The organism is Pandoraea sputorum (assembly GCF_000814845.2).
GTDB lineage: Bacteria > Pseudomonadota > Gammaproteobacteria > Burkholderiales > Burkholderiaceae > Pandoraea > Pandoraea sputorum.
Window position 1 is genome coordinate 2,865,243 of sequence record NZ_CP010431.2, and the last position, 18,730, is coordinate 2,883,972.

14 protein-coding genes are annotated in these 18,730 nt (G+C 62.6%); 3 read left to right on the forward strand and 11 right to left on the reverse strand.

Annotation, left to right across the window (positions count from 1 at the left end; genetic code table 11):
- The first annotated feature begins 159 nt into the window (after positions 1 to 159).
- Positions 160 to 648, forward strand: coding sequence for a MarR family winged helix-turn-helix transcriptional regulator (locus NA29_RS12625; protein ID WP_072633277.1), 489 nt, complete (start codon positions 160 to 162; stop codon positions 646 to 648).
- Positions 649 to 858: 210 nt separating this feature from the next.
- The gene (locus tag NA29_RS12630; protein ID WP_231965180.1) at positions 859 to 2,334 is read left to right on the forward strand and encodes an MDR family MFS transporter; all 1,476 of its coding nucleotides are present in this window, start codon (positions 859 to 861) and stop codon (positions 2,332 to 2,334) included.
- 45 nt (positions 2,335 to 2,379) lie between these two features.
- On the opposite strand, the gene NA29_RS12635 is transcribed toward NA29_RS12630, so the two are convergent.
- Positions 2,380 to 2,769 carry a hypothetical protein gene (locus NA29_RS12635; RefSeq protein WP_072633278.1) on the reverse strand — a complete coding sequence of 130 codons (390 nt, stop codon included), beginning with the start codon at positions 2,767 to 2,769 and terminating at the stop codon, positions 2,380 to 2,382.
- A 168-nt stretch (positions 2,770 to 2,937) separates the two neighbouring features.
- On the opposite strand from NA29_RS12635, the gene NA29_RS12640 reads away from it, so the two are divergent.
- Positions 2,938 to 5,643, forward strand: a complete 2,706-nt coding sequence (locus NA29_RS12640; RefSeq protein ID WP_084103706.1) for an autotransporter family protein — start codon at positions 2,938 to 2,940, stop codon at positions 5,641 to 5,643.
- 75 nt (positions 5,644 to 5,718) lie between these two features.
- Here NA29_RS12640 and NA29_RS12645 read toward each other — a convergent pair whose 3' ends face one another.
- The 10 genes from NA29_RS12645 to NA29_RS12690 all read right to left on the reverse strand — a co-directional run bounded on the left by NA29_RS12645 (position 5,719) and on the right by NA29_RS12690 (position 18,585).
- The gene (locus tag NA29_RS12645) at positions 5,719 to 7,002 is read right to left on the reverse strand and encodes a GGDEF domain-containing protein (protein WP_039398558.1); all 1,284 of its coding nucleotides are present in this window, start codon (positions 7,000 to 7,002) and stop codon (positions 5,719 to 5,721) included.
- Between the two features lie 409 nt (positions 7,003 to 7,411).
- Positions 7,412 to 8,143: an IclR family transcriptional regulator gene (locus tag NA29_RS12650; protein WP_095178540.1), complete on the reverse strand. Its 732-nt coding sequence runs from the start codon at positions 8,141 to 8,143 to the stop codon at positions 7,412 to 7,414.
- A 237-nt stretch (positions 8,144 to 8,380) separates the two neighbouring features.
- Complete coding sequence (locus NA29_RS12655; protein WP_039398562.1) at positions 8,381 to 9,970, reverse strand: AMP-binding protein; 1,590 nt, start codon at positions 9,968 to 9,970, stop codon at positions 8,381 to 8,383.
- A gap of 98 nt (positions 9,971 to 10,068) precedes the next feature.
- On the reverse strand, positions 10,069 to 11,820 hold the full coding sequence (locus NA29_RS12660) for an ABC transporter permease subunit (RefSeq protein ID WP_039398564.1): 1,752 nt from the start codon (positions 11,818 to 11,820) through the stop codon (positions 10,069 to 10,071).
- Between the two features lie 41 nt (positions 11,821 to 11,861).
- Positions 11,862 to 12,950 (reverse strand): ABC transporter ATP-binding protein, encoded by a 1,089-nt coding sequence (locus NA29_RS12665; RefSeq protein ID WP_039403337.1) that lies wholly within the window; start codon positions 12,948 to 12,950, stop codon positions 11,862 to 11,864.
- A gap of 46 nt (positions 12,951 to 12,996) precedes the next feature.
- Positions 12,997 to 14,079: an ABC transporter substrate-binding protein gene (locus NA29_RS12670; RefSeq protein WP_039403340.1), complete on the reverse strand. Its 1,083-nt coding sequence runs from the start codon at positions 14,077 to 14,079 to the stop codon at positions 12,997 to 12,999.
- A gap of 154 nt (positions 14,080 to 14,233) precedes the next feature.
- The gene (locus tag NA29_RS12675) at positions 14,234 to 15,034 is read right to left on the reverse strand and encodes an enoyl-CoA hydratase/isomerase family protein (RefSeq protein WP_039398566.1); all 801 of its coding nucleotides are present in this window, start codon (positions 15,032 to 15,034) and stop codon (positions 14,234 to 14,236) included.
- A gap of 404 nt (positions 15,035 to 15,438) precedes the next feature.
- The gene (locus NA29_RS12680) at positions 15,439 to 15,873 is read right to left on the reverse strand and encodes a F0F1 ATP synthase subunit epsilon (RefSeq protein ID WP_039403343.1); all 435 of its coding nucleotides are present in this window, start codon (positions 15,871 to 15,873) and stop codon (positions 15,439 to 15,441) included.
- Between the two features lie 132 nt (positions 15,874 to 16,005).
- On the reverse strand, positions 16,006 to 17,058 hold the full coding sequence (locus tag NA29_RS12685; protein ID WP_039398568.1) for an Ldh family oxidoreductase: 1,053 nt from the start codon (positions 17,056 to 17,058) through the stop codon (positions 16,006 to 16,008).
- 36 nt (positions 17,059 to 17,094) lie between these two features.
- Positions 17,095 to 18,585 carry a DASS family sodium-coupled anion symporter gene (locus NA29_RS12690; protein WP_039398570.1) on the reverse strand — a complete coding sequence of 497 codons (1,491 nt, stop codon included), beginning with the start codon at positions 18,583 to 18,585 and terminating at the stop codon, positions 17,095 to 17,097.
- Positions 18,586 to 18,730: the final 145 nt, after the last annotated feature.

Here is an 18,730-nt window from a genome sequence, read left to right on the forward strand (position 1 = left end):
CCTTTTCTTCCCGTCCCTTTGTCACCGATTTGCGACAGTTGCCGTCCAAAGAAAGACTCTGGCAAAATGCTAAACCTGTTTACTAATTTGCCGAACCGACGTGGCACGCAACTGTTCCGTTCGACGTCGGCACGGTCATCGAATACGACATTCCAGGACATGCCGAAAATCGACTGGTCTTCCCGGTTTGGCACGCTGGTGCACGACACGGCACGGGTTTACTCGCGCCTGTTCGACCGCCGCGCCCGGGGCAATTTCGATCTGACACGCGCTCAATGCCGCGTGCTGGTGATGTTGCACCGCTACGGCGTGCAAACGCAGGCCGAACTCGCCGAGCGCATGGAACTCACGCCGATGGCGCTCGTGCGCCTGCTGGACCGTCTACGGGAAAAGGGGCTGGTGCGTCGCGAACGTGATCCCAAGGATAAACGCGCCCATCTGCTCTATCTGACGGACGCCTCCGAAGCCAAGATCGACACCATCGTCGCCTTCGCCAACGTCACGGAACGTGAGGCGCTGGCCGATCTCACACCGGCCGAGCGCGCCGAACTGTCCAGGCTGCTCGGCAAAGTCCTGACCAATCTGACGCGCGCCGAGGCGGAATGCCCGGCATCGGTGCGCCGACGTGAGGAGGCAGATCCGGAGTAACCGTCGGAGAACACGGCAACAAGAGGAGACAAGCGCGATCCGGGGCGGACCCCGGCGGGAGTCATGACGGGAACGCCCCTTCCAGCGCGCAGCGACACATAACAACGTCGGGCACGACCAGAACGACGATCTACCAGAGGAATTACCGTGGCATCCCCCAAATTGGCTGACGATCCGGGCAAACACCGGGCGCTCGTCAGCGTGTCCGTCATGCTGGCAACGGTGTTGCAGACGCTCGACAGCACCATCGCCAACGTTGCGTTGCCCCACATGCAAGGCAGTCTGGCGGCATCGCAGGACTCGATCACCTGGGTTCTGACGTCCTATATCGTGGCCGCCGCCATCGCAACGCCGCTCACGGGCACCCTGTGCGCGCGCTTTGGACGCCGACGCGTCTTCCTGTGGTCGGTTGCAGGCTTCACCATCGCCTCCGCGCTGTGCGGCATGGCCCACTCACTTACCGAGATCGTGGCGGCGCGTCTGTTCCAGGGAATCTGCGGCGCAGCGCTGGTGCCGCTCTCGCAGGCGACCATGCTCGACATCAACCCGCCGAGCAAGCACGGCTCGGCGATGGCCGTCTTCGGCATGGGGGTGATGGTGGGACCGATTCTCGGACCATCGCTCGGCGGCTGGCTCACCGACAGCTATAACTGGCGCTGGGTGTTCTACATCAACCTGCCCATCGGGCTGATTGCCTTCCTCGGCATCGCCGCCTATCTGAAAGAGCCGCAGGAACAGAAAGCGGGCAAGTTCGATGCGCTGGGCTTCGTCACACTGGGTCTTGCCATCGGTCTGCTGCAACTCCTGCTCGACCGGGGCGAACAGCAGGACTGGCTGAATTCGACGGAGATCTGGCTGGAGATGCTGGGCGCAATCATCTGCTTCGCGTACTTCATCGTCCACACATGGACTGCGGGCGAACATTCGTTCTTCAACCGTGCCCTGCTGCGCGACCGGAATTTCAATACGGGCGTCGTCTATATCTTCGTGGTCGGCATCATTCTCTATGCCACACGGGCCTTACTCCCGCCAATGCTGCAAAGCCTGTTCGGCTACCCCGCAATCCTGACCGGGCTCGTCACGGCACCTTCCGGTGCAGGCACGATGGCCGCCATGCTGATCGTCGGGCGACTGGTCGGCAAGGTCGACGTTCGCTATCTGCTGGGTTTCGGCTTCGCGCTGACCGCCTATTCGCTTCACATGATGGCCGGTTACTCGCTGACGCTGAGTCCGTCGGACATTGTCTGGCCGGGCGTGATTCAGGGTTTTGGGCTGGGTTTCGTGTTCGTGCCGCTCACAACCGTCACGTTCGCCACGCTACCCGGCCAGTTCCGTGCGGACGGTGCAGCGATCTACAGTCTCTCGCGCAACATCGGCAGCAGTATCGGCATCTCTGTCGTGCAGACACTCCTCACGCAGAATACGCAGGTCAACCACGCCGTACTTTCCGAGCGCATCACGCCGTTCACACAAGGCGTCGAGACTTACGCGCAGACGTACGGGGCGGCCGCGATGGCTGCGCTCAACGCGGAGGTGACGCGTCAGGCAGCGATGATCGCTTACCTCGACGACTTCCGTCTCATGCTGTTTCTGACGATTATCGTCATGCCGCTATTGCTGTTCATCCGCATGAAGAAAAAGGCACCCGGCGAAACCGAAGAGATGGTTCACGTCGCTGCCGACTAAAGCGACATTGGCAATACCGAAGCGCGCGGTTCATTAATAAATCACTTATAAAATCGACGCGCGCTTCTTTACCGATTGACGTGGTTTTCTAGGCTTTGGCTCAATGCCAATACGTGAATCTCCGGCAAGTATCAATTTCGTTACGCGCTCGACAACCGCCTCGAATTCAATTTCCGATTGCGGGATATAAAGCCATTTCCCGAGAACAGGATGCGGGCGCAACGCAGGCATCTCCTCGATGAGTGACGCATGGTGTTCTTGCGACGTGCACACCAGCAGCCCATCCCACGGTGGATCCCGGTCGATCACGGCAACGCATTGCCGCCCGTTCAGATACGCCGCTTGCGCACCGAACATCCGCTTCTGCATGAAGGTGTCGTCACGTTCGAACGCATCGAAAATCCATAGAAGAGAATTACTAATAGAGGATGGCATACGCTGATTTCCTCAATAACCTTTAGAAAATCGAGATAACGGTAACAACTTATTACAACTCACCAAAATACAACGCCGACATTTGTAATTGTCGAGCGGAACATCTAATTTGAACTCACTCGAATTGCGCACGATGAAATAAAGACTCGCCACCCTCAGGAGTGCGATATGACAATCTCACCACGTGCAGTTGAGTTCGTCCGGCATTCGCCGCACCAGTCGCCGCCCCTGCCCCTCAAACCCCTGATTATCGCCCTGACGCTATGCATCACCGCTCAGGCACGTGCCGCATGCGATAACGTCGCCCCCGCCAGTGGCACAACCGTGACCTGCACAGGTACTGATGGCGTGGTTGCCGCGCAAGCGGGCAGCACAGGCGTCAACGTGAACGTGCAGCAAGGGGCCAATATCAGTTCGGTCCGGACCACAGCCGACGTCGCCACCATCACGGTCGATACATCGAGCACGATCACCAACAGCGGTACCGTCAGCATCACCGGGACCAACGCTCCCCAGCTCGGGCGCGGTGCCGCCATGCTCGGCGCGCACGACAACAATGTGCTGGTCAACACGTCCACCGGCAACATTTCAACGTCGGGCTACGAAAACGACGGCATGGCCATCAACGGCAACCGTGGTTCGCTGACCAACAACGGGACGATTACCGTCAACGGCCCGAACGCCTTCGGCATGACTGCGGCCTGGGGGCAATCGTCCGGCCTCGGCCTGTTCAGCACCTTCGTCAACACGGGCACGATCACCGCCAATGGCGGCGGGAGCCGTGCGATCAGCGTCGTGGGCGGGCAAAGCACCGTGACGAACAGCGGCACGCTTATCACTACGGGCGGCACCGCGTCGAACCGGTCATTCACCGTCTTCATGCAAGGCAACAACAATAACTTCACGAACAGCGGCTACATCGAAGCGCGTGGCGTCAACAGCGACGCCGTCGTGTCGAACACTGCATCGGGCTTCACGTCGTCCATCGTGAACCAGTCGGGCGGTCAGATCATCAGTCGGCAAGGCTTCGGTGTTCGCACGGTCAACGGCACGATCACGATCACCAACGCAGGCCTTATCGAGAGCGATGTCGGCACCGCCATCGCCATGAACGCGGCGGCGAAATCCAATACCCTCACGCTGCAAACCGGTTCGCAGATTATCGGCACGGCAGATGGCGGCAACAGTGCGGTCAGTCGCGTCAACTTACAGGGCACGGGTGCGGCGAGCAACGCCTTCGTGAACTTCGGCACGCTCAACATGCAGGGCGACAACTGGACATGGACCGGAAGCGGCAACTTCACGACCGCGCAGTTTCAAAGCGGTGTGTTCAACCTGAGCAGCACGCTGGGCGGCGCGACGTCTCAAGTCGCCGCAGGGGCCACACTCGCAGGTACCGGGACGCTCTCGGGCGACCTGACCAACGCCGGGACCATACACCCGGGCGACGGCAGCGGCAACGGCACGCTGACCGTTGCTGGCAACTACACCGGCAGCGGCGGCAAGCTCGCCATCGATACCGTGCTGGGCGACGACTCGTCCAAAGTCGCCCCGCTGACCGTGAGCGGCGGCACCATCGGCGGCAGCACGACGATTGCCGTCAACAATATGGGTGGCGCGGGCGGACTCACGACCGGCAACGGCATTCCGATGGTCAACGCAGTGGGCGGCGCGACGTCGAGCGCCAGCGCGTTCGCCCTCGGCGGCACGGTTAGCCAAGGGGCGTACACCTACTACCTGTATCGCGGGGGTACGACCCCCGGTTCGGAAAACAGCTGGTTCCTGCGCTCGACGGTGCCGGTGGCCACTGCCGTGACCTACGTCGACCCGGTGACCGGCCAGACAGTCACCACCGTGCTTTCGCCTGTCGGCGCAGCGGGTAGTCCGCCAACGGCGGCCGTTGGATCTACGCCCATGCCCATCTATCGCGTGGAAGTCCCCGTCTATTCGGCCATGCCGGAAATCGCACGCGTCGCGGGCTTTGCGCAGATGGGCACGTTTCACGAGCGTCAGGGGCAACAGGGCTTGCTGACGGAGAACGGTGCGCTCCCGGCCGGCTGGGCGCGCGTGTGGGGCCAAACAGAACAGTTCCGCGCCAAGGGCGATGTGTCGCCGCAGTTCGACGGCAACATCGGCGGCGTGCAGGTCGGCCACGTTCTCTTCTCGCGCAGCACGGACAGCGGACATCACGACCACATAGGCATCATTGCGGGATGGACGCGCGCCTATGGCGACACGCAGGGCAGCGCACTGGGATCGATGGACACACATACAGGATCGCTGGGACTCGACATGTACAGCGCGGGTCTGTACTGGACCCATGTGATGCCCAACCTCGCCTACGTCGACGCGGTCGTACTCGGCTCAGCGCTCCAATATGAATCGAAGCCTGTCAGCGGTATGAATACGAGCACGCATGGCAAGGCGGTGGCTGCGTCGCTCGAAACCGGCTGGCCGATTCGGCTGACGCCCGGCCTCATGCTCGAACCGCAGGCGCAGATCGTCTACCAGCATCAGTCACTCAACGATTTGACGGATGCGGTCTCGTCTGTGGCATTCGCCAACACCAATAGCTGGCTTGCACGCATCGGCGCGCGTCTGGAAGGCAATTACGACGGCGCACGCGGATTGCTGCGTCCTTACCTGCTGTTCAACCTGATACATACGTTCGGCAACGACGGCCGCGCCATCTTCGGTGGCACCACGCCGATCGTCAGCAGCGCAAACACCACGGCGGCACAGTTTGGCATCGGCGTCGCCGGGCGCTTCAACAAGCACGCGAGCGTGTACGCCACGCTCGCTTACCTTACGCAAATCGACGATACCCGCCAGCAGAGTGTGTCTGCCACGCTCGGATTGCGATGGCGCTGGTGACCGATTGACATCGGTTTGAGAGGCGAGATCGCCATGGCCTGCACTGTGCGTTCAGGCACTGAGCTGAGACTCTCCTCAACTTCCCGCAGCCGCTTGCAACGACGGTGTCGCTACCTCGGCAGGTTCAACACGATCACCACGATCGGCCCGGTGAGCGGACGGATCGACGACGGGCATCGCCGTCTCCGGTGTGTAGCGCACACAGCGATTACGTCCGGCAGCCTTGGCCTGATACAGGGCGCGATCCGCCCGCTGTACGAGCGATGACAGCTCACCGCGTGAGCGTTCGTCGCACGCGATGCCGATGCTCACGGTCGCGGCAACCGCCTCTCCCTGCACCGTCCGTGCCGAGCGCTCAAACGCTTCGCGTACGCGCTCTGCGATGGTCTGCGCTTCGTTGGCGCCCACGCCTGGCAGGAACAACGCAAACTCCTCGCCGCCGTAACGTCCGAAGATATCGTCTGCCCGAAGCTGCTGCGATGCGGTGCGTGCGAACAGCAGCAGCACCGTGTCGCCGAACGGATGGCCGTAAGTGTCGTTGATGCGCTTGAAGTGATCCAGATCGAGGAGCAACAATGCGACGGGGGCACGGGCAGCGCCATGACGTCGCAACTGCTCGCGGGCGAGTCGTGTGAACTCAGGGCGGTTGAACGCCTGCGTCAACCCATCGCGGGTCGCCGCGCGGTGCAGCGCAATTTCCGAGCGCTCCTTACCCAGTGACACCATCAGGAAACTGGCGACGACGATCAGCACGAGCATCTCCGTCGTGGAGACCTGCGGCCCGAACCAAGCGAGAAATTGCGAATCGGTCGGACCGAGCCACACGAGCGCGACGGCCCGCGCCGTATAAAACGACCCATGCAGCACCGCGACGACCGCCAGCACGATGCTGCTCGGCAGCCGTAGCCCCGAGGCCTGCCAGAACTCCCGGGCCGCCATCAGGCTGTAGAGCGCCAGCAGCGAGAAGAACAGCACGCCGCCGCTCCAGGCGTCAAGCGGGCGCGCGAACAACCACGTCCCCCAAAGCAGCACTGCCGGACCGCCAAAGACCGCAACCCACTGGACGCTTTGACCGTAAAAGCGCCGCGCACCGCTCCACACCATGGCGAACGCCAGCGTGGCGACGGCGTTGCCCAGCGGATAGAGCACCGCGAGCTGCGCGCTTCGTGAGGCCAACAAATAGAGCACCGGAGAGAACGTCGCGAGCAGGAAGGCCAGACTCCACCATCGTGGCGATTCGGCCTCATCGCGGCGTAAGGCGTCGAGCATGAACAGGATGCCTGTCGCAATGCTCAACAAGAAGGTCACAAACTGTAGCGTCGGCAGGTCTAGCGCCGGCAGCGACAAACCAAGAGCCATGGCTCCGTCCCCCGTACGCACGGCTGACGGGCGGTCATTACCGCCCCGGGCGCATGCGCAGTTTGAAATACGGGGGATAAAACCTGACTGAATGATCAGCGGTTCGATATTTTGGAGATGGCAAGACGCGGCAGCCGCTTGCGCGCCATATGCGGCGCACCGTCTGGCCGCCCCGGTCCGGCCATCGGTTTCTCTAAGGAGTGTCCGTCGTCGCTGGCGTGTCTCGCGCTTCCCTGAAGCCCACTCGGTTGTGGGCCCGCTGTGTCTTTCGACGCGCGACGCCGGAATTCCCTGAATTCAGCACTGCTCCATATCCATGCGGCGGGATTCTAGCACGCCAAATTGAGACAGCAAGGGGCGCTCAGCCCCGTCAGGCAACGACGTCTCAACCTTCCTTACACTGCCTTTCTTACATTTCCTGACGCCGCCGCGCCGACAATGCGCCTGCCGTCTGAATCACGAGATCGGCAAACCGGCGCTCGTCACGCTCCGCATTCCAGCGCACACGCGGCACGGCAATGTTGATCGCCCCGATGGCCCGGCCATCTTGATTGACGACGGCCGCTGCCGTAGAGATGTCGCCCATGAAGAACTCGTCTTCGGTGTGGGCGTACCCCTGCTTGCGAATGCGGGCGAGCCGCTCCTTGATCTTGCGCGGCTGCGACACCGTGGACGGCGTGAACTGGACGAGGTTGGTGCGCGCCAGAATATCGTCGATCTCGGCGTCGTCGAGCGTGGCGAGCATTGCCAGCCCAGGCGCCGTGCAGTATGCGGGCAGACGTGAGCCGACGATGACGTTGGCATTGAACACACTCCGGCTGACGATACGCAACACGAAAACGATGTCCGTGTCGAGACGCACGGTCAGATTGGTTGCCTCTTCCGTCTCCGCCGCCAACTGCTGCAAATAGGGTGCCGCGCGACTGACCAGTTCATTCGAGACGAGATAGTGATACGTGAAATCCAGCAGCTTCGGCGAGAGTTCGTACTTCTTGCTCTGCGGATCCTTCAGCAGATAACCCAGCGCCGAGAGCGTGAACGTGAAACGCTGTGCGGCGCTGATGTCGAGGCCGGTCGCCACCGCAATTTCGGACAGCGACAGATGACGCTTCGAGCCGTCGAACGCGGTGAGCACCTTCATCGCCTTTTCGACGGAATTGACATACAGCGTAGACTCGGTCGACGACGCTGCCGACGGCGTCTCGGCCGAGGTGGAAGTGACGGCGGTCTTGTCTTTCGCGCGGCTGCGCGGGGTTTTGGTGGTGGCCACAGTCAGATGGGTGTTTTGACGGATTTGGCGGGATTATCGCATAAAAATAGCCTTCTATCTTTATGCGATAACTCTAAATCCACGTTCAGCCCTTACGCACTTGCTGCCTCATTTCGTTGCGACCCACTCCCACGCGCCATGCGTGTCTCGCGACAACAAGTGTTTACGGATTCGCTCCGATGGCGTCGTCTCGAACTGCGCGGTCTCACGATAGTAGCGCGGTCGCTGATAGCTGGCGAGACGCTCCGCCGCCCATGTGGACAACGTCGTCCAGTCGACCGCCGATTCGCGGAACTGTACGTACAGCATGACGTCCTGCTCGCCGATCTCACTCGCCACGCCAATCGCCGCACACGCCGCCACCGCCGGATGCCGTGCAAACACCCGCTCGATTTCCCACGCAGAGACGTTCTCGCCCCGTACACGCATGCTGTCGGTGCGACGTCCGATGAAAACCAGACTGCCGTCGGCACTGCGGCGCGCGCTGTCGCCCGTGTACAGCTTGCCGTCACGCAACGCTTTCGCCGTGGCGTCGGGATTATCGAGATATCCCGGCAGGAACACGCCTTCGACATCGCTCGACAGCACGATCTCCCCCGGCTCCCCATCCGCCACTGGCTCGCCCGCGTCATCGAGCAGTTCCAGCGTCAGCCAGGGCAACGCATGACCGATGGAACCGGGTTGATCGGCGTCGTTGAGCGTGGCGAAGCTTGAGCACTCGGTCATGCCGTAGCACTCGCGCAGCACACAACCCAGACGGTCGCGCGTTGCCTGCCAGGCGCTCGCCGAGACACCCGCGCCCCATGCCACACGCAGGGAATTCGTCGCCGGTTGCGCGTCGCGCGGCAACTGCATGAGGATGTCCAGAATGCCGCCAAGGTAGTGAAGATGCGTGGCCTGAGACTGCTCGCACTGCTGCCAGAAGCGGCTCGCCGAGAAGCGCTCGACCACGTGCATCTCGACATCCACGAGAAACGGGATCAACAACATTTGCGCGCCGCCAATGTGGCACAACGGCTCCCACAGGAACAAGCGGTCGCCCTCACCCGCATCGGCCACGCGCAACGCCGCCTCGCTGGCAATGCGCATCATGCGGTGCGTGAACAGCACCCCCTTGGGCGCCCCCGTCGTCCCCGAGGTGTAGATGATGCAAAGCACCGATGCCGGGGTGACGGCCGCCGCAACCGGCGCCTTTCCCGCATGCGCAGCGGCCTGCGCCATGACGTCCGACAGCCAGTAGCGCACCACCTGTGTGCCGTGATGTCCTGGCTGCCCGGCGGCCAGCGCGACGCCCGCGTCGAGTGCGTCGGCGAACGACGGTTCGGCAATGAGCAGCTTCGGTTTGGCGTGCCCCAGCAGATACTCGATGCCGTCGCCTTTCAGACGCGTATTGACCGGCACCCACACGAGGCCCGAGAGCATGAGCGCATAGATCAGGGCGACTTGCGCGGCGCTGTTGCCCAGCATGACCGCCACGCGATCGCCCGGCACGAGTCCCTGCGCGGCAAACCAGGCCTGCATCGCGCCGACTCGCGCCGCCATCTGTGCACGGTCGATCGCCTCGCCCTCGAACACGACGACCGGCTTCGGTGAAGCCCCCTCACGTTGATTAAGTCCCGCCATGAGCAGCGGCACGACATCGAGCGAGTCGCCTTCGGCCCGCTGCGGGAAGTACTGAAGATAAGAATGAGACGACATGGGTGATGCGTGTGACGATTCCGACGCCGAAGACGTCTGCGCACTCACCGGCGCAACTCGGGCAACGTTAGACATGGACATACGAGAATCCGCAGGTATCAGTAGCTCTTGCGTTTGAAGATGGAAGACAACCAGACGACGAACACCATCAGGAAGACCAGCGACGTGGCGACAGCGGCCAATGTCGGTGTGACAGCCAGTTGGATGTCGTCCCACATCTGCTTGGGCAGCGTGGTGTTGATCCCGCCGGAGACGAAGATGGCAATCGTCAGGTCGTCGAACGACACGATGAAAGCGAACAGGAACGCCGAGCCGAGACTTGCCGCGAGCAACGGCAGCAGCACGGTGCGCACGCGGGTGAAGGCCGACGCGCCGAGCATCTTGGCCGCGTCGTCGAGCCGCCAGTCGAAGCGCTTGAAGCTCGCCGACAAGGTGACGACCACGTACGGAATCGCCAGCACGGTGTGACCGATGACGAGGCCCGCATTGGTGCCCGCCAGTTCCCACCGCGCAAACAGATACAGCAGACCGACGGCGACGACGATGCGCGGCACGATCAGCGGCGCGATGAACACGGCGAACAGCGGCTTGCGCCAGCGCGACGGCAACCGGACAAGCGCCAGACTCGCCCCAAAGCCAAGCACGAGCGCGAGCGCGGCCGTCGCGAAGCCCACACCCAGCGAGCGCCACAACGCCGCCTGCCAGACGCTGGATTCGAGAAATGCCACGAACCACTTGATGGTGAACAGCTCTGGCGGGAACGACACGAACGACTGCTTCGTGAACGCCAGCGGCACGACGAATGCAATCGGCAGCACCAGCGCGAGCACAACCGCCCACGTATAGGCCTTCAGACCCAGACCGCCGCCCGCCCGCTCGCTGCCTCGCGAGAACGACAGCTCGCCCGCGAGACGTCCGACGCTCATCAGCACAGGCAGCATGCGCCCACCCGCCCCTGCGCGTCGTTCCGGCGCCTCTCCGGCCAACGACGACAGACCGACCACCCGGTCGTACACGAAGAACACGACGATGGAACACAGCAGCAGGACCGTCGACAGTGCGCCCGCAAACCGCAGGTCGAACAATTCAAGCACAGACGAAATGACCAGTTGCGCCACCATCGACTCACGCGGCGAGCCCAGCAGTGCGGGCACGATAAAGAAGCCAAGACTGGTAATGAAGACGAGCAACCCGGCCGCCGCAGCACCCGGTCCGGACAACGGCAGAAACACTGTGAAGAAGCCCGTCGAGCGATCCGCGCCGAGCGTTTGCGCTGCCTGCACGAGTTGCATGTTGATGCCGCGCATGATCGGCAGCATCGTCATGACGGCGAGCGGCAGCATCGCGTGCACCATGCCGATCAGCACGCCCGTCATCGACGGCGCGAGCGTGCCCGCGCTATCGAGCAGACCGAGGTGCGTGGCGAGCGTGGTGAGCAGGCCCGTCTTCGAGAGCAGCAACATCCAGGCGTAAGTCTTGACGAGATAGCTCGTCCAGAACGGCAACACGATCCACAACAGCCAGCGCTCACGCGAGCGCGCCGACAGACGCGCCAGCAAATACGCCACCGGATAGCCCAGCAGCACCGACAATGCGGCCGTCAGGAAAGCAATCCAGAAGGTCGAGCCAAGCACCTTGATATAGACGGCCGAGTGCGTCATGCGCGCGAATTGCGCGACGGACAGCACGCCGTCGGCATCGTAAAGGCCGCCCTGCAATATCTCGACGACCGGCACGATGAAGAACACAGCGAGGAACAGCAACGCGGGCAGCGCGGGCAACCACCGGGCCACGTGTTTCGGCCAGGCAATACGGGACCCCGCCTGGGGCAGGCGTTGAACAAGCCACATGGCAAATACTCCTGAAGCGGATGACTTGGGCGAAAGAAGACTCAGCGTGTGAGCAGCGTGGCGCGGCCGTGATCCCACGCGAGCCCGACGCGCTCGCCCACGCGCGGGGTCAGCTCACGCGGACAACGCACGGTGAAATGCGCGTGCTCGGCGTCGGCAGCGGTGGCGGATTCACCGCCCTGCCCCAGCGACACGATGGCGCGCGTGTCCGAGCCGAGAAAGACCACTTCGCGAATCGTCCCGGCAAGCGCGCCGTCTTCCGGCGTCGTCAGCCGGGCCGCCTCCGGGCGCACGAGCAGACTCGCCGCGCCGGCCGCCGGCAAGTCCGGGCTCGGGCCGATGGGCACCAGACGCTCACCCACGCGCAGCGCGACGCGCCCGTCCGCCAGTCGCTCCACCACACCATCGAGTAAATTCGAATGCCCAAGGAAGTCGGCGGCAAAACGCGTGGCCGGACGGTCGTACAACTGCGCCGGTGTGCCGATCTGTTCGATGCGCGCCTGATTCATCAGACAGATGCGGTCGGATAGCGTCAGCGCCTCATCCTGATCGTGCGTCACATAGATGAACGTTGCGCCCAGTTCCTGATGCAGACGCCGGATTTCCAGTTGCATGTGCTCGCGCAACTTCTTGTCGAGCGCACCGAGCGGCTCGTCGAGCAGGATGATCGACGGACGAAACGCGAAGCAGCGTGCCAGTGCGATACGCTGCTGCTGACCGCCCGACAACTCCGAAGGCAGACGTTGCGCAAACGCCTGCATCTTGACCATGGCGAGCGCTGCGTCGACGGCCGGTCCCAACTCGGCGCGCGGCAGCTTGCGCATGCGCAAGCCATACGCCACGTTCTCCCAGACGGTCATGTGCGGAAAGAGCGCATAGCTCTGGAACACCATCCCGATGCCACGTTTGCCCGGTGCATCGTGCGTGGCGTCGCGCCCGTCGATCAGCAACTGGCCCGCACTGGGCTCGACCAGCCCCGAGATCATTTGCAGCAGCGTGGTCTTGCCCGAGCCCGAAGGCCCGAGCAACGTGAGAAATTCCCCTGCCGCGACGCGCAGATCCGTCGGCAGAAGCGCGGGCGTCTCGCGGTACGTCTTGGCAAGACCGATGGTTTCCAGTTTGGTGCTCATATTCGTGCTCATCCTGCTCCGGTATTCACAACACTTGCATCGATGCTTACGACAGCAGCCACGCGTTGAAACGCTCGGTGGCCTTCGTACGGTTCTCGGCCCACCACTGCGGGCTCGGCAGACGCATACCCTTGAGGTTGGCAGGCGCAGTCGGTAGCAGCGGCGCGCGCTCCTTGGGAATACCGTCGAATGCCTTGAGGTTGGTCGGACCGTAAGCGAGGTCTTGCGTGATGAGCGCCTGCCGGGCCGGATCGCCGCAGAAGCGCACGAACTGCTTCGCGAACTCGGCGCGCGGCGTGCCCTTCGGAATCCCCCACCCTTCGATGGAATACAGCCCCTGGTTCCAGACGATCTTCACCGGCGCCTTGTTGTCGATGGCCGCCTGCGCACGCCCGTTCCACGTCGACATCATGTCGACGTCGCCGCTCTGGATCGCCTGCATGGCCTGCGCCCCCGACGTCCACCAGAGGTTGATGTGCGGCTTGATCTTGTCGAGCGACTTGAAGGCACGGTCGAGATCGAGCGGATACAGCTTGTCGATGGGCACGCCGTCAGCCATGAGCGCCTGTTCCAGCGTGTCGAGCGGGCTGCGGCGCAGCGAACGGCGGCCCGGGAAACGCTTCACGTCCCAGAAGTCGGCCCACGTCTGCGGCGCGTCCTTCTGGAACTTGTCGGTGCGATAAGCCAGCACGGTCGAGTAGACGTCGACCCCCAGCCAGTCGGCCGTCACGGCCTCGGGCATGATGCCGGGGAAGTCGGCAGCCTTCATGCCGACCGGCTCGAGAAAGCCCTTCGATTCGAGGTAAGGAATATCGGCCGACAGCGTGAGCGTAGTGACGTCCCACACGAAGTTCTTCGTCTGCACCATCGCCGCGAACTGCGCCACCGGTTGCGAGTCGCGTGCCACGCTCACGACCTTGATGCCGGTCGCCTTCTCGAACGGGTCGTAGAACGCCCGGCGATAAGCGACGGTGTACGGGCCACCCGGATCGGAGACGATCAACTGCTTGGCCTGAGCGAACGCCGTGTGCGACGCCAGCATCGGCACCGAGCCAGCCAGTGCAGTGACACCGGCCATTTGAAGCAGACGGCGGCGGGACGGATTTTGCGGGTCGTGCGAGTGAGACATAAGGAACTCCGCTTGTGCGATGGACAGACGCAACATGCCTGCCCTGTGTGGGTTGCCGCCCGTCGCGCCGTTGTGACTGGGTGCGCGCAGGCAACGACGGGGGGAACGCTTCAATCGATGGCGACCTCTTACGGATCGGCCGGTAGTGGCAGCGTCAGGCCTTTGCCGTTTCGGCCTTTGCGGCACGCTTGGCAAAAAACGCGGCCATCATGCGCGCCGGTTCACCCGACTCGTACGACTCGCGCTGAATGCGCATGCCTGCTTCGATAGCGTCCTGGAACGTGCCTTCGGTCATTTCGCGGAAGCGCTGCTTGTCCAGACGCATCGCCACCGGCGGCTTCTCGGCGAGTTCCGTCGCGATTTCCAGCGCCTTGTCGAATACCTTGTCTTCCGGCACGAGGTGATGGATCAGGCCAAGACGATGGCTCTCGTCCGCATCCATCAGACGGCCGGTGAGCGTCAACTCGATCGTGCGCGACAGCCCCAGCATGTGATTCATGATCCACGGACCGGTTGTGCTCGCGATACCGGCGTTGATCTCCGGCTGCCCCATGCGCACGCCCGGATGGCCGACGCGAATGTCGCCCAGCAGCGACACCTGGAAGGCCGAGCCTGCGGCCGTGCCGTTCAGCGCCATGACCAGCGGCTTCTTCAGACTACGGATCACGTCGTAGTAGTGCTCCCAGCCCTTGATCCACTCGATGGCCGTGTCGCCGTCGAAATGCTTCGCTTCGGCCAGATCCTGTCCGGCCGAGAACGCGCGACCGGCACCGGTCATGATCACGGCCGCCACGTTGTCGTCGGCATTGAAACGCTGGAGCGCGTCGATGATCAGTTCGCGCATGGCAATCGTCCAGGCATTGAGCGCCTGCGGACGATTCAAGGTGATTACCGCCACCTTGCCAACCTGCGTGAAGAGAACTTCCTGCTCCGTTTGCTTTGCTGTCTCGCTCATTTGAACTCCAAGGGCACCGACGCGTGGACATCACGCGTGCATTGAGATGGCGACAATGCGATCATCGCATTTCCCGCTAAACAGTTATCTCACTGCAATAACTATTATCTGAAAGCAATATAGTTATTCCAAAAAAATGGCGCAAGCGGAATCGTTTCAGGGTTTACCTCAAGCGGTTGCACCTTGGGGAGCGACGGCGGAACTCGATATGGAATCGCCGAGTGGCGACTGGAGGTGGCGCACGCCTGCGCTGCGCCATCTGTCGATGGTGCTCAGGCGATGTCCATTGAGGGATCAGCGAGACAAAAGCCAGCGATCGGCCCGATGAGGACCGACTGGCTTTAAGAGGCTGGAGGTCAGCCGGTATGAAGGTCGCCCACGGGCGACCTGAAGACTAACGACGATTAATCGCCTTGCGCGCGCGACTTTTGTTTGCGCAGACGGCGAATGGCTTGCAGTTGCGCCACGGCTTCGGCCAGCTCGGCCTGCGCCTTGGCGTAATCGATGTCGCCGGTCTGTTGTTCCAACAATGCAGCAGCCGCTTCACGGGCACGCTCGGCGCGCGCCTGATCGAGACTGTCGGCACGCATGGCCGTGTCGGCGAGCACCGTCACCCGATCGGGCTGGATCTCGACGAAGCCGCCAGCGATGTACAGGAATGTCTCGGTACCGTCGACACCCTCGATGCGCACCGTCCCGGGACGCACGCCCGAGAGCAGCGGCGTGTGCCCCGGCAACACCCCCAACTCACCTGCCGAGCCGGGGATTTCCACGAAGCGCGCCTCGCCCGAGAAAATCGCGCGTTCGGTACTGACCACATCTACCTTGAGTAATGCCATGTATTTCACTTCTCCCTGCGACACGACTTCCGCCGCCTGAGCCTGCTGCAGCGCTGTCATCGCGCCGTGTCCTTCATAAGTTCCGGCGAACCCGGACGCGAACCCTGTCGCGCCACGAGTCGGCCAAGAACATCACAACGTTTGTGGCGTCGCCACACCGAGTTCCGTCGACATCTTCAATAGCGACTCCCAAATCGGTGTCGTGAGGTCGATGTGGTCATGGTGCTTCTTGCGGTTGTCTGCCTCATATTCGCCGGGATACTGGACGCGGTCGAAGCCAGGCTGCGGCGGGCATGACGTCAGATAGTCGATGAACGCCTCCACCTCGTGCGAGCGCCACGTCGCGGCGAAGTCGACTTGTGGGTTGAGCACGATGGCGAACATGTTGTTCGTCGCCACACCCGCACGCGGGTGCTCCGGCTGTATCGTGCCACCGCCCGAGAGCACACCCGCCAGCAACTCCGTTACGATGCCCAGCGCGTAGCCCTTGTGTCCACCGAACGGCAGTAACGCACCGAACGGCTCGGTGAAGAGCGCATTCGGATCGGTCGACGGATTACCGTAACCGTCGATCAGCGAGCCGGGCGGCGCTTGTTTGCCTTCGGCCGCCAGCACACGTGCCTTGTTGATGGCGATGGCGCTCGTCGCCATGTCCACCACCAGCGGCGGACGGTTGTTCGGTAACGGCCCCGCAAAGCACAATGGATTGGTCGTCAGGCGCGGCTCGCTGCCGCCGTACGGTGCGACCATCGGCTGACGGTTCGTCACATTCGTGAACGCCATGAACACCAGCCCTTGATGCGCCGCCATCTCACCATACTGGCCCATGCGGCCCAGATGGTGGCTGTTGCGCAGCGTCAGAATCGCCACGCCCTTGTCGAAGGCACGCGCAATCGCATGCTCCACCACGAACTTGCCGACGTGTTGCCCGAAACCGCGATTGCCCTCGAACAACAACAGATTGCCGTGATCGGTGAGCACGCTCGGACGTCCGCTCGGATTGACCTGTCCGTCCTCAAGCACTTTGCGATAGGTCGGCAGAATCGACAGGCCGTGACTCGCATAGCCGACACGGTCCGCTTCTACGAGATGCTCAGCGACGTCGAGCGCGATGTCATCCGGCACGCCCTGCGCGAGCAGCAGTTGTTTGCCGAAGTCGACGGCGTCTTTCAGGGGGATTCGCATAGTGACTCCTTATTCATCGAGCGCTGCAGGCGCGCATTACAACCAGCCCAGCCAGCGCCAGTACGTCGCGGCGAACACCAGCAGCAAAGCGTAACCCACGACCGTGACGATGATCCCCACCTTGGCGAATTGTTTGGCGGTGAACGTGTCGGTGCCCAGACACACCATGTTCTGCGGTGCGTTGATCGGCAGGATGAAACCGAAGCTGACCGTGAAGCCGAGCAACATGGTCATGCCCAGCCGGTTAAAGTCGCCCGGCAAGGTTTGCAGCACCGCAATCAGAATCGGCAGCATGGCCGAGGTCAGCGCCGTGGCGCTCGCGAAACCCAGGTGAATGAGAATGAGGAATGCCGCCAGTATCGCGAAGATCGACAACGTCGGCAGCGAATCGAGGCCCGTTGCAGCGACCACGTGATTACCCAGCCACTGTCCCGCCTGCGTCGTGAGCAATGCGGTGCCAAGACTGATACCGACCCCGAACACGATCACGGTACCCCAGGGAATGCGCGACTGCACGTCCTTCCAGGTCATCACGCCAAAGCGCGGCAGCATCAGCACCACCAGACCCACGTAGGTGACCGAGGTCGTATCGAAGCGGTGAAGCTTGCCCTCCGTTGCCCAGAAAAGCAGCAGTCCGATCGACACGGCGAGCAAACGCTTTTGCGCACTCGTCATCGGCCCCATGTCACGCAGTTGCGCCTCGACGGCTTCTTTGCCGCCAGCAATGGCGTCGGCCTCGGGCGGCATCAGCTTGAGTACGAGCACCACAAGCACCACCGACATGATGATCGCCCACGGTGCGCCCGCGACAAGCCACTCAGCCCACGTAATGCGGTCACCCAGCATCTTGTCCATGAAGCCCACGGTCAGCAGGTTCTGTGCAGCCGCCGTCTGAATACCGACGTTCCAGATACTGGTCGCCTGCGCCACGATGATCATGATGCCTGCGGCGATGTTCGAGCGTTTGTCGACGCCGAACGCGGCAATCACGCCCATCATGATCGGCACCACACAGGCGCTACGGGCGGTGGCGCTGGGAACGACAAGCGAAAGCAGGATAGTGACGGCAACGGCGCCGATCATCACGCGGCGCGTGCTGGTTCCGATCCTGGAGAGGGTCACGAGGGCGATGCGACGGTCGAGCCCGGTGAGGGTCATCGCCGCAGCGATGAAGAGCGCACCGGCCACCAGCGCGAGGGCCGAGTTGGAGAACCCGGCAAGCGCCATGCTGATAGCGCGCGACGTGCCGTACTCGACGCTCGGATCCTGCACCGTGGGCGCAGTGCCCACGAGAAACGCCATCAGAGAGGTGATGATGATGGCGCTGGCCTCGTACGAGACGGCCTCGGTAATCCACACCACCACGGCGAAGGCGAGAATGGCCAGCATGCGATGGCCTGCGACCGGCAGATCGTCAGGCATCGGAATAAAGAGCACGGCAATCATCACGATCACACCGGCAATGAGTCCGATGGGTATCGCTTTCTTCTGGGGAGGGCTTTGCACAGAAACGTCAGGCGTGCTCATAAGGGGGCTCCGGAACGGAATGGCATGCCGGCAGTCGGCATGTCTTGAGGAAATGCCACGCTTGAACTGCGGATCAATCCTACCCGCATTGAACTTGGCGAGGCAAGCACAGGACATAGGCGAGCACCATTGGCCGCACGCCATG

Bases quoted from the DNA above. Each gene is read 5' to 3' on its own strand.
- NA29_RS12625 (WP_072633277.1), top strand. From the start codon at position 160: ATGCCGAAAATCGACTGGTCTTCCCGGTTTGGCACGCTGGTGCACGAC.
- NA29_RS12630 (WP_231965180.1), top strand. From the start codon at position 859: ATGCTGGCAACGGTGTTGCAGACGCTCGACAGCACCATCGCCAACGTT.
- NA29_RS12635 (WP_072633278.1), bottom strand. From the start codon at position 2,769: ATGCCATCCTCTATTAGTAATTCTCTTCTATGGATTTTCGATGCGTTC.
- NA29_RS12640 (WP_084103706.1), top strand. From the start codon at position 2,938: ATGACAATCTCACCACGTGCAGTTGAGTTCGTCCGGCATTCGCCGCAC.
- NA29_RS12645 (WP_039398558.1), bottom strand. From the start codon at position 7,002: ATGGCTCTTGGTTTGTCGCTGCCGGCGCTAGACCTGCCGACGCTACAG.
- NA29_RS12650 (WP_095178540.1), bottom strand. From the start codon at position 8,143: ATGAAGGTGCTCACCGCGTTCGACGGCTCGAAGCGTCATCTGTCGCTG.
- NA29_RS12655 (WP_039398562.1), bottom strand. From the start codon at position 9,970: ATGTCGTCTCATTCTTATCTTCAGTACTTCCCGCAGCGGGCCGAAGGC.
- NA29_RS12660 (WP_039398564.1), bottom strand. From the start codon at position 11,820: ATGTGGCTTGTTCAACGCCTGCCCCAGGCGGGGTCCCGTATTGCCTGG.
- NA29_RS12665 (WP_039403337.1), bottom strand. From the start codon at position 12,950: ATGAGCACCAAACTGGAAACCATCGGTCTTGCCAAGACGTACCGCGAG.
- NA29_RS12670 (WP_039403340.1), bottom strand. From the start codon at position 14,079: ATGTCTCACTCGCACGACCCGCAAAATCCGTCCCGCCGCCGTCTGCTT.
- NA29_RS12675 (WP_039398566.1), bottom strand. From the start codon at position 15,034: ATGAGCGAGACAGCAAAGCAAACGGAGCAGGAAGTTCTCTTCACGCAG.
- NA29_RS12680 (WP_039403343.1), bottom strand. From the start codon at position 15,873: ATGGCATTACTCAAGGTAGATGTGGTCAGTACCGAACGCGCGATTTTC.
- NA29_RS12685 (WP_039398568.1), bottom strand. From the start codon at position 17,058: ATGCGAATCCCCCTGAAAGACGCCGTCGACTTCGGCAAACAACTGCTG.
- NA29_RS12690 (WP_039398570.1), bottom strand. From the start codon at position 18,585: ATGAGCACGCCTGACGTTTCTGTGCAAAGCCCTCCCCAGAAGAAAGCG.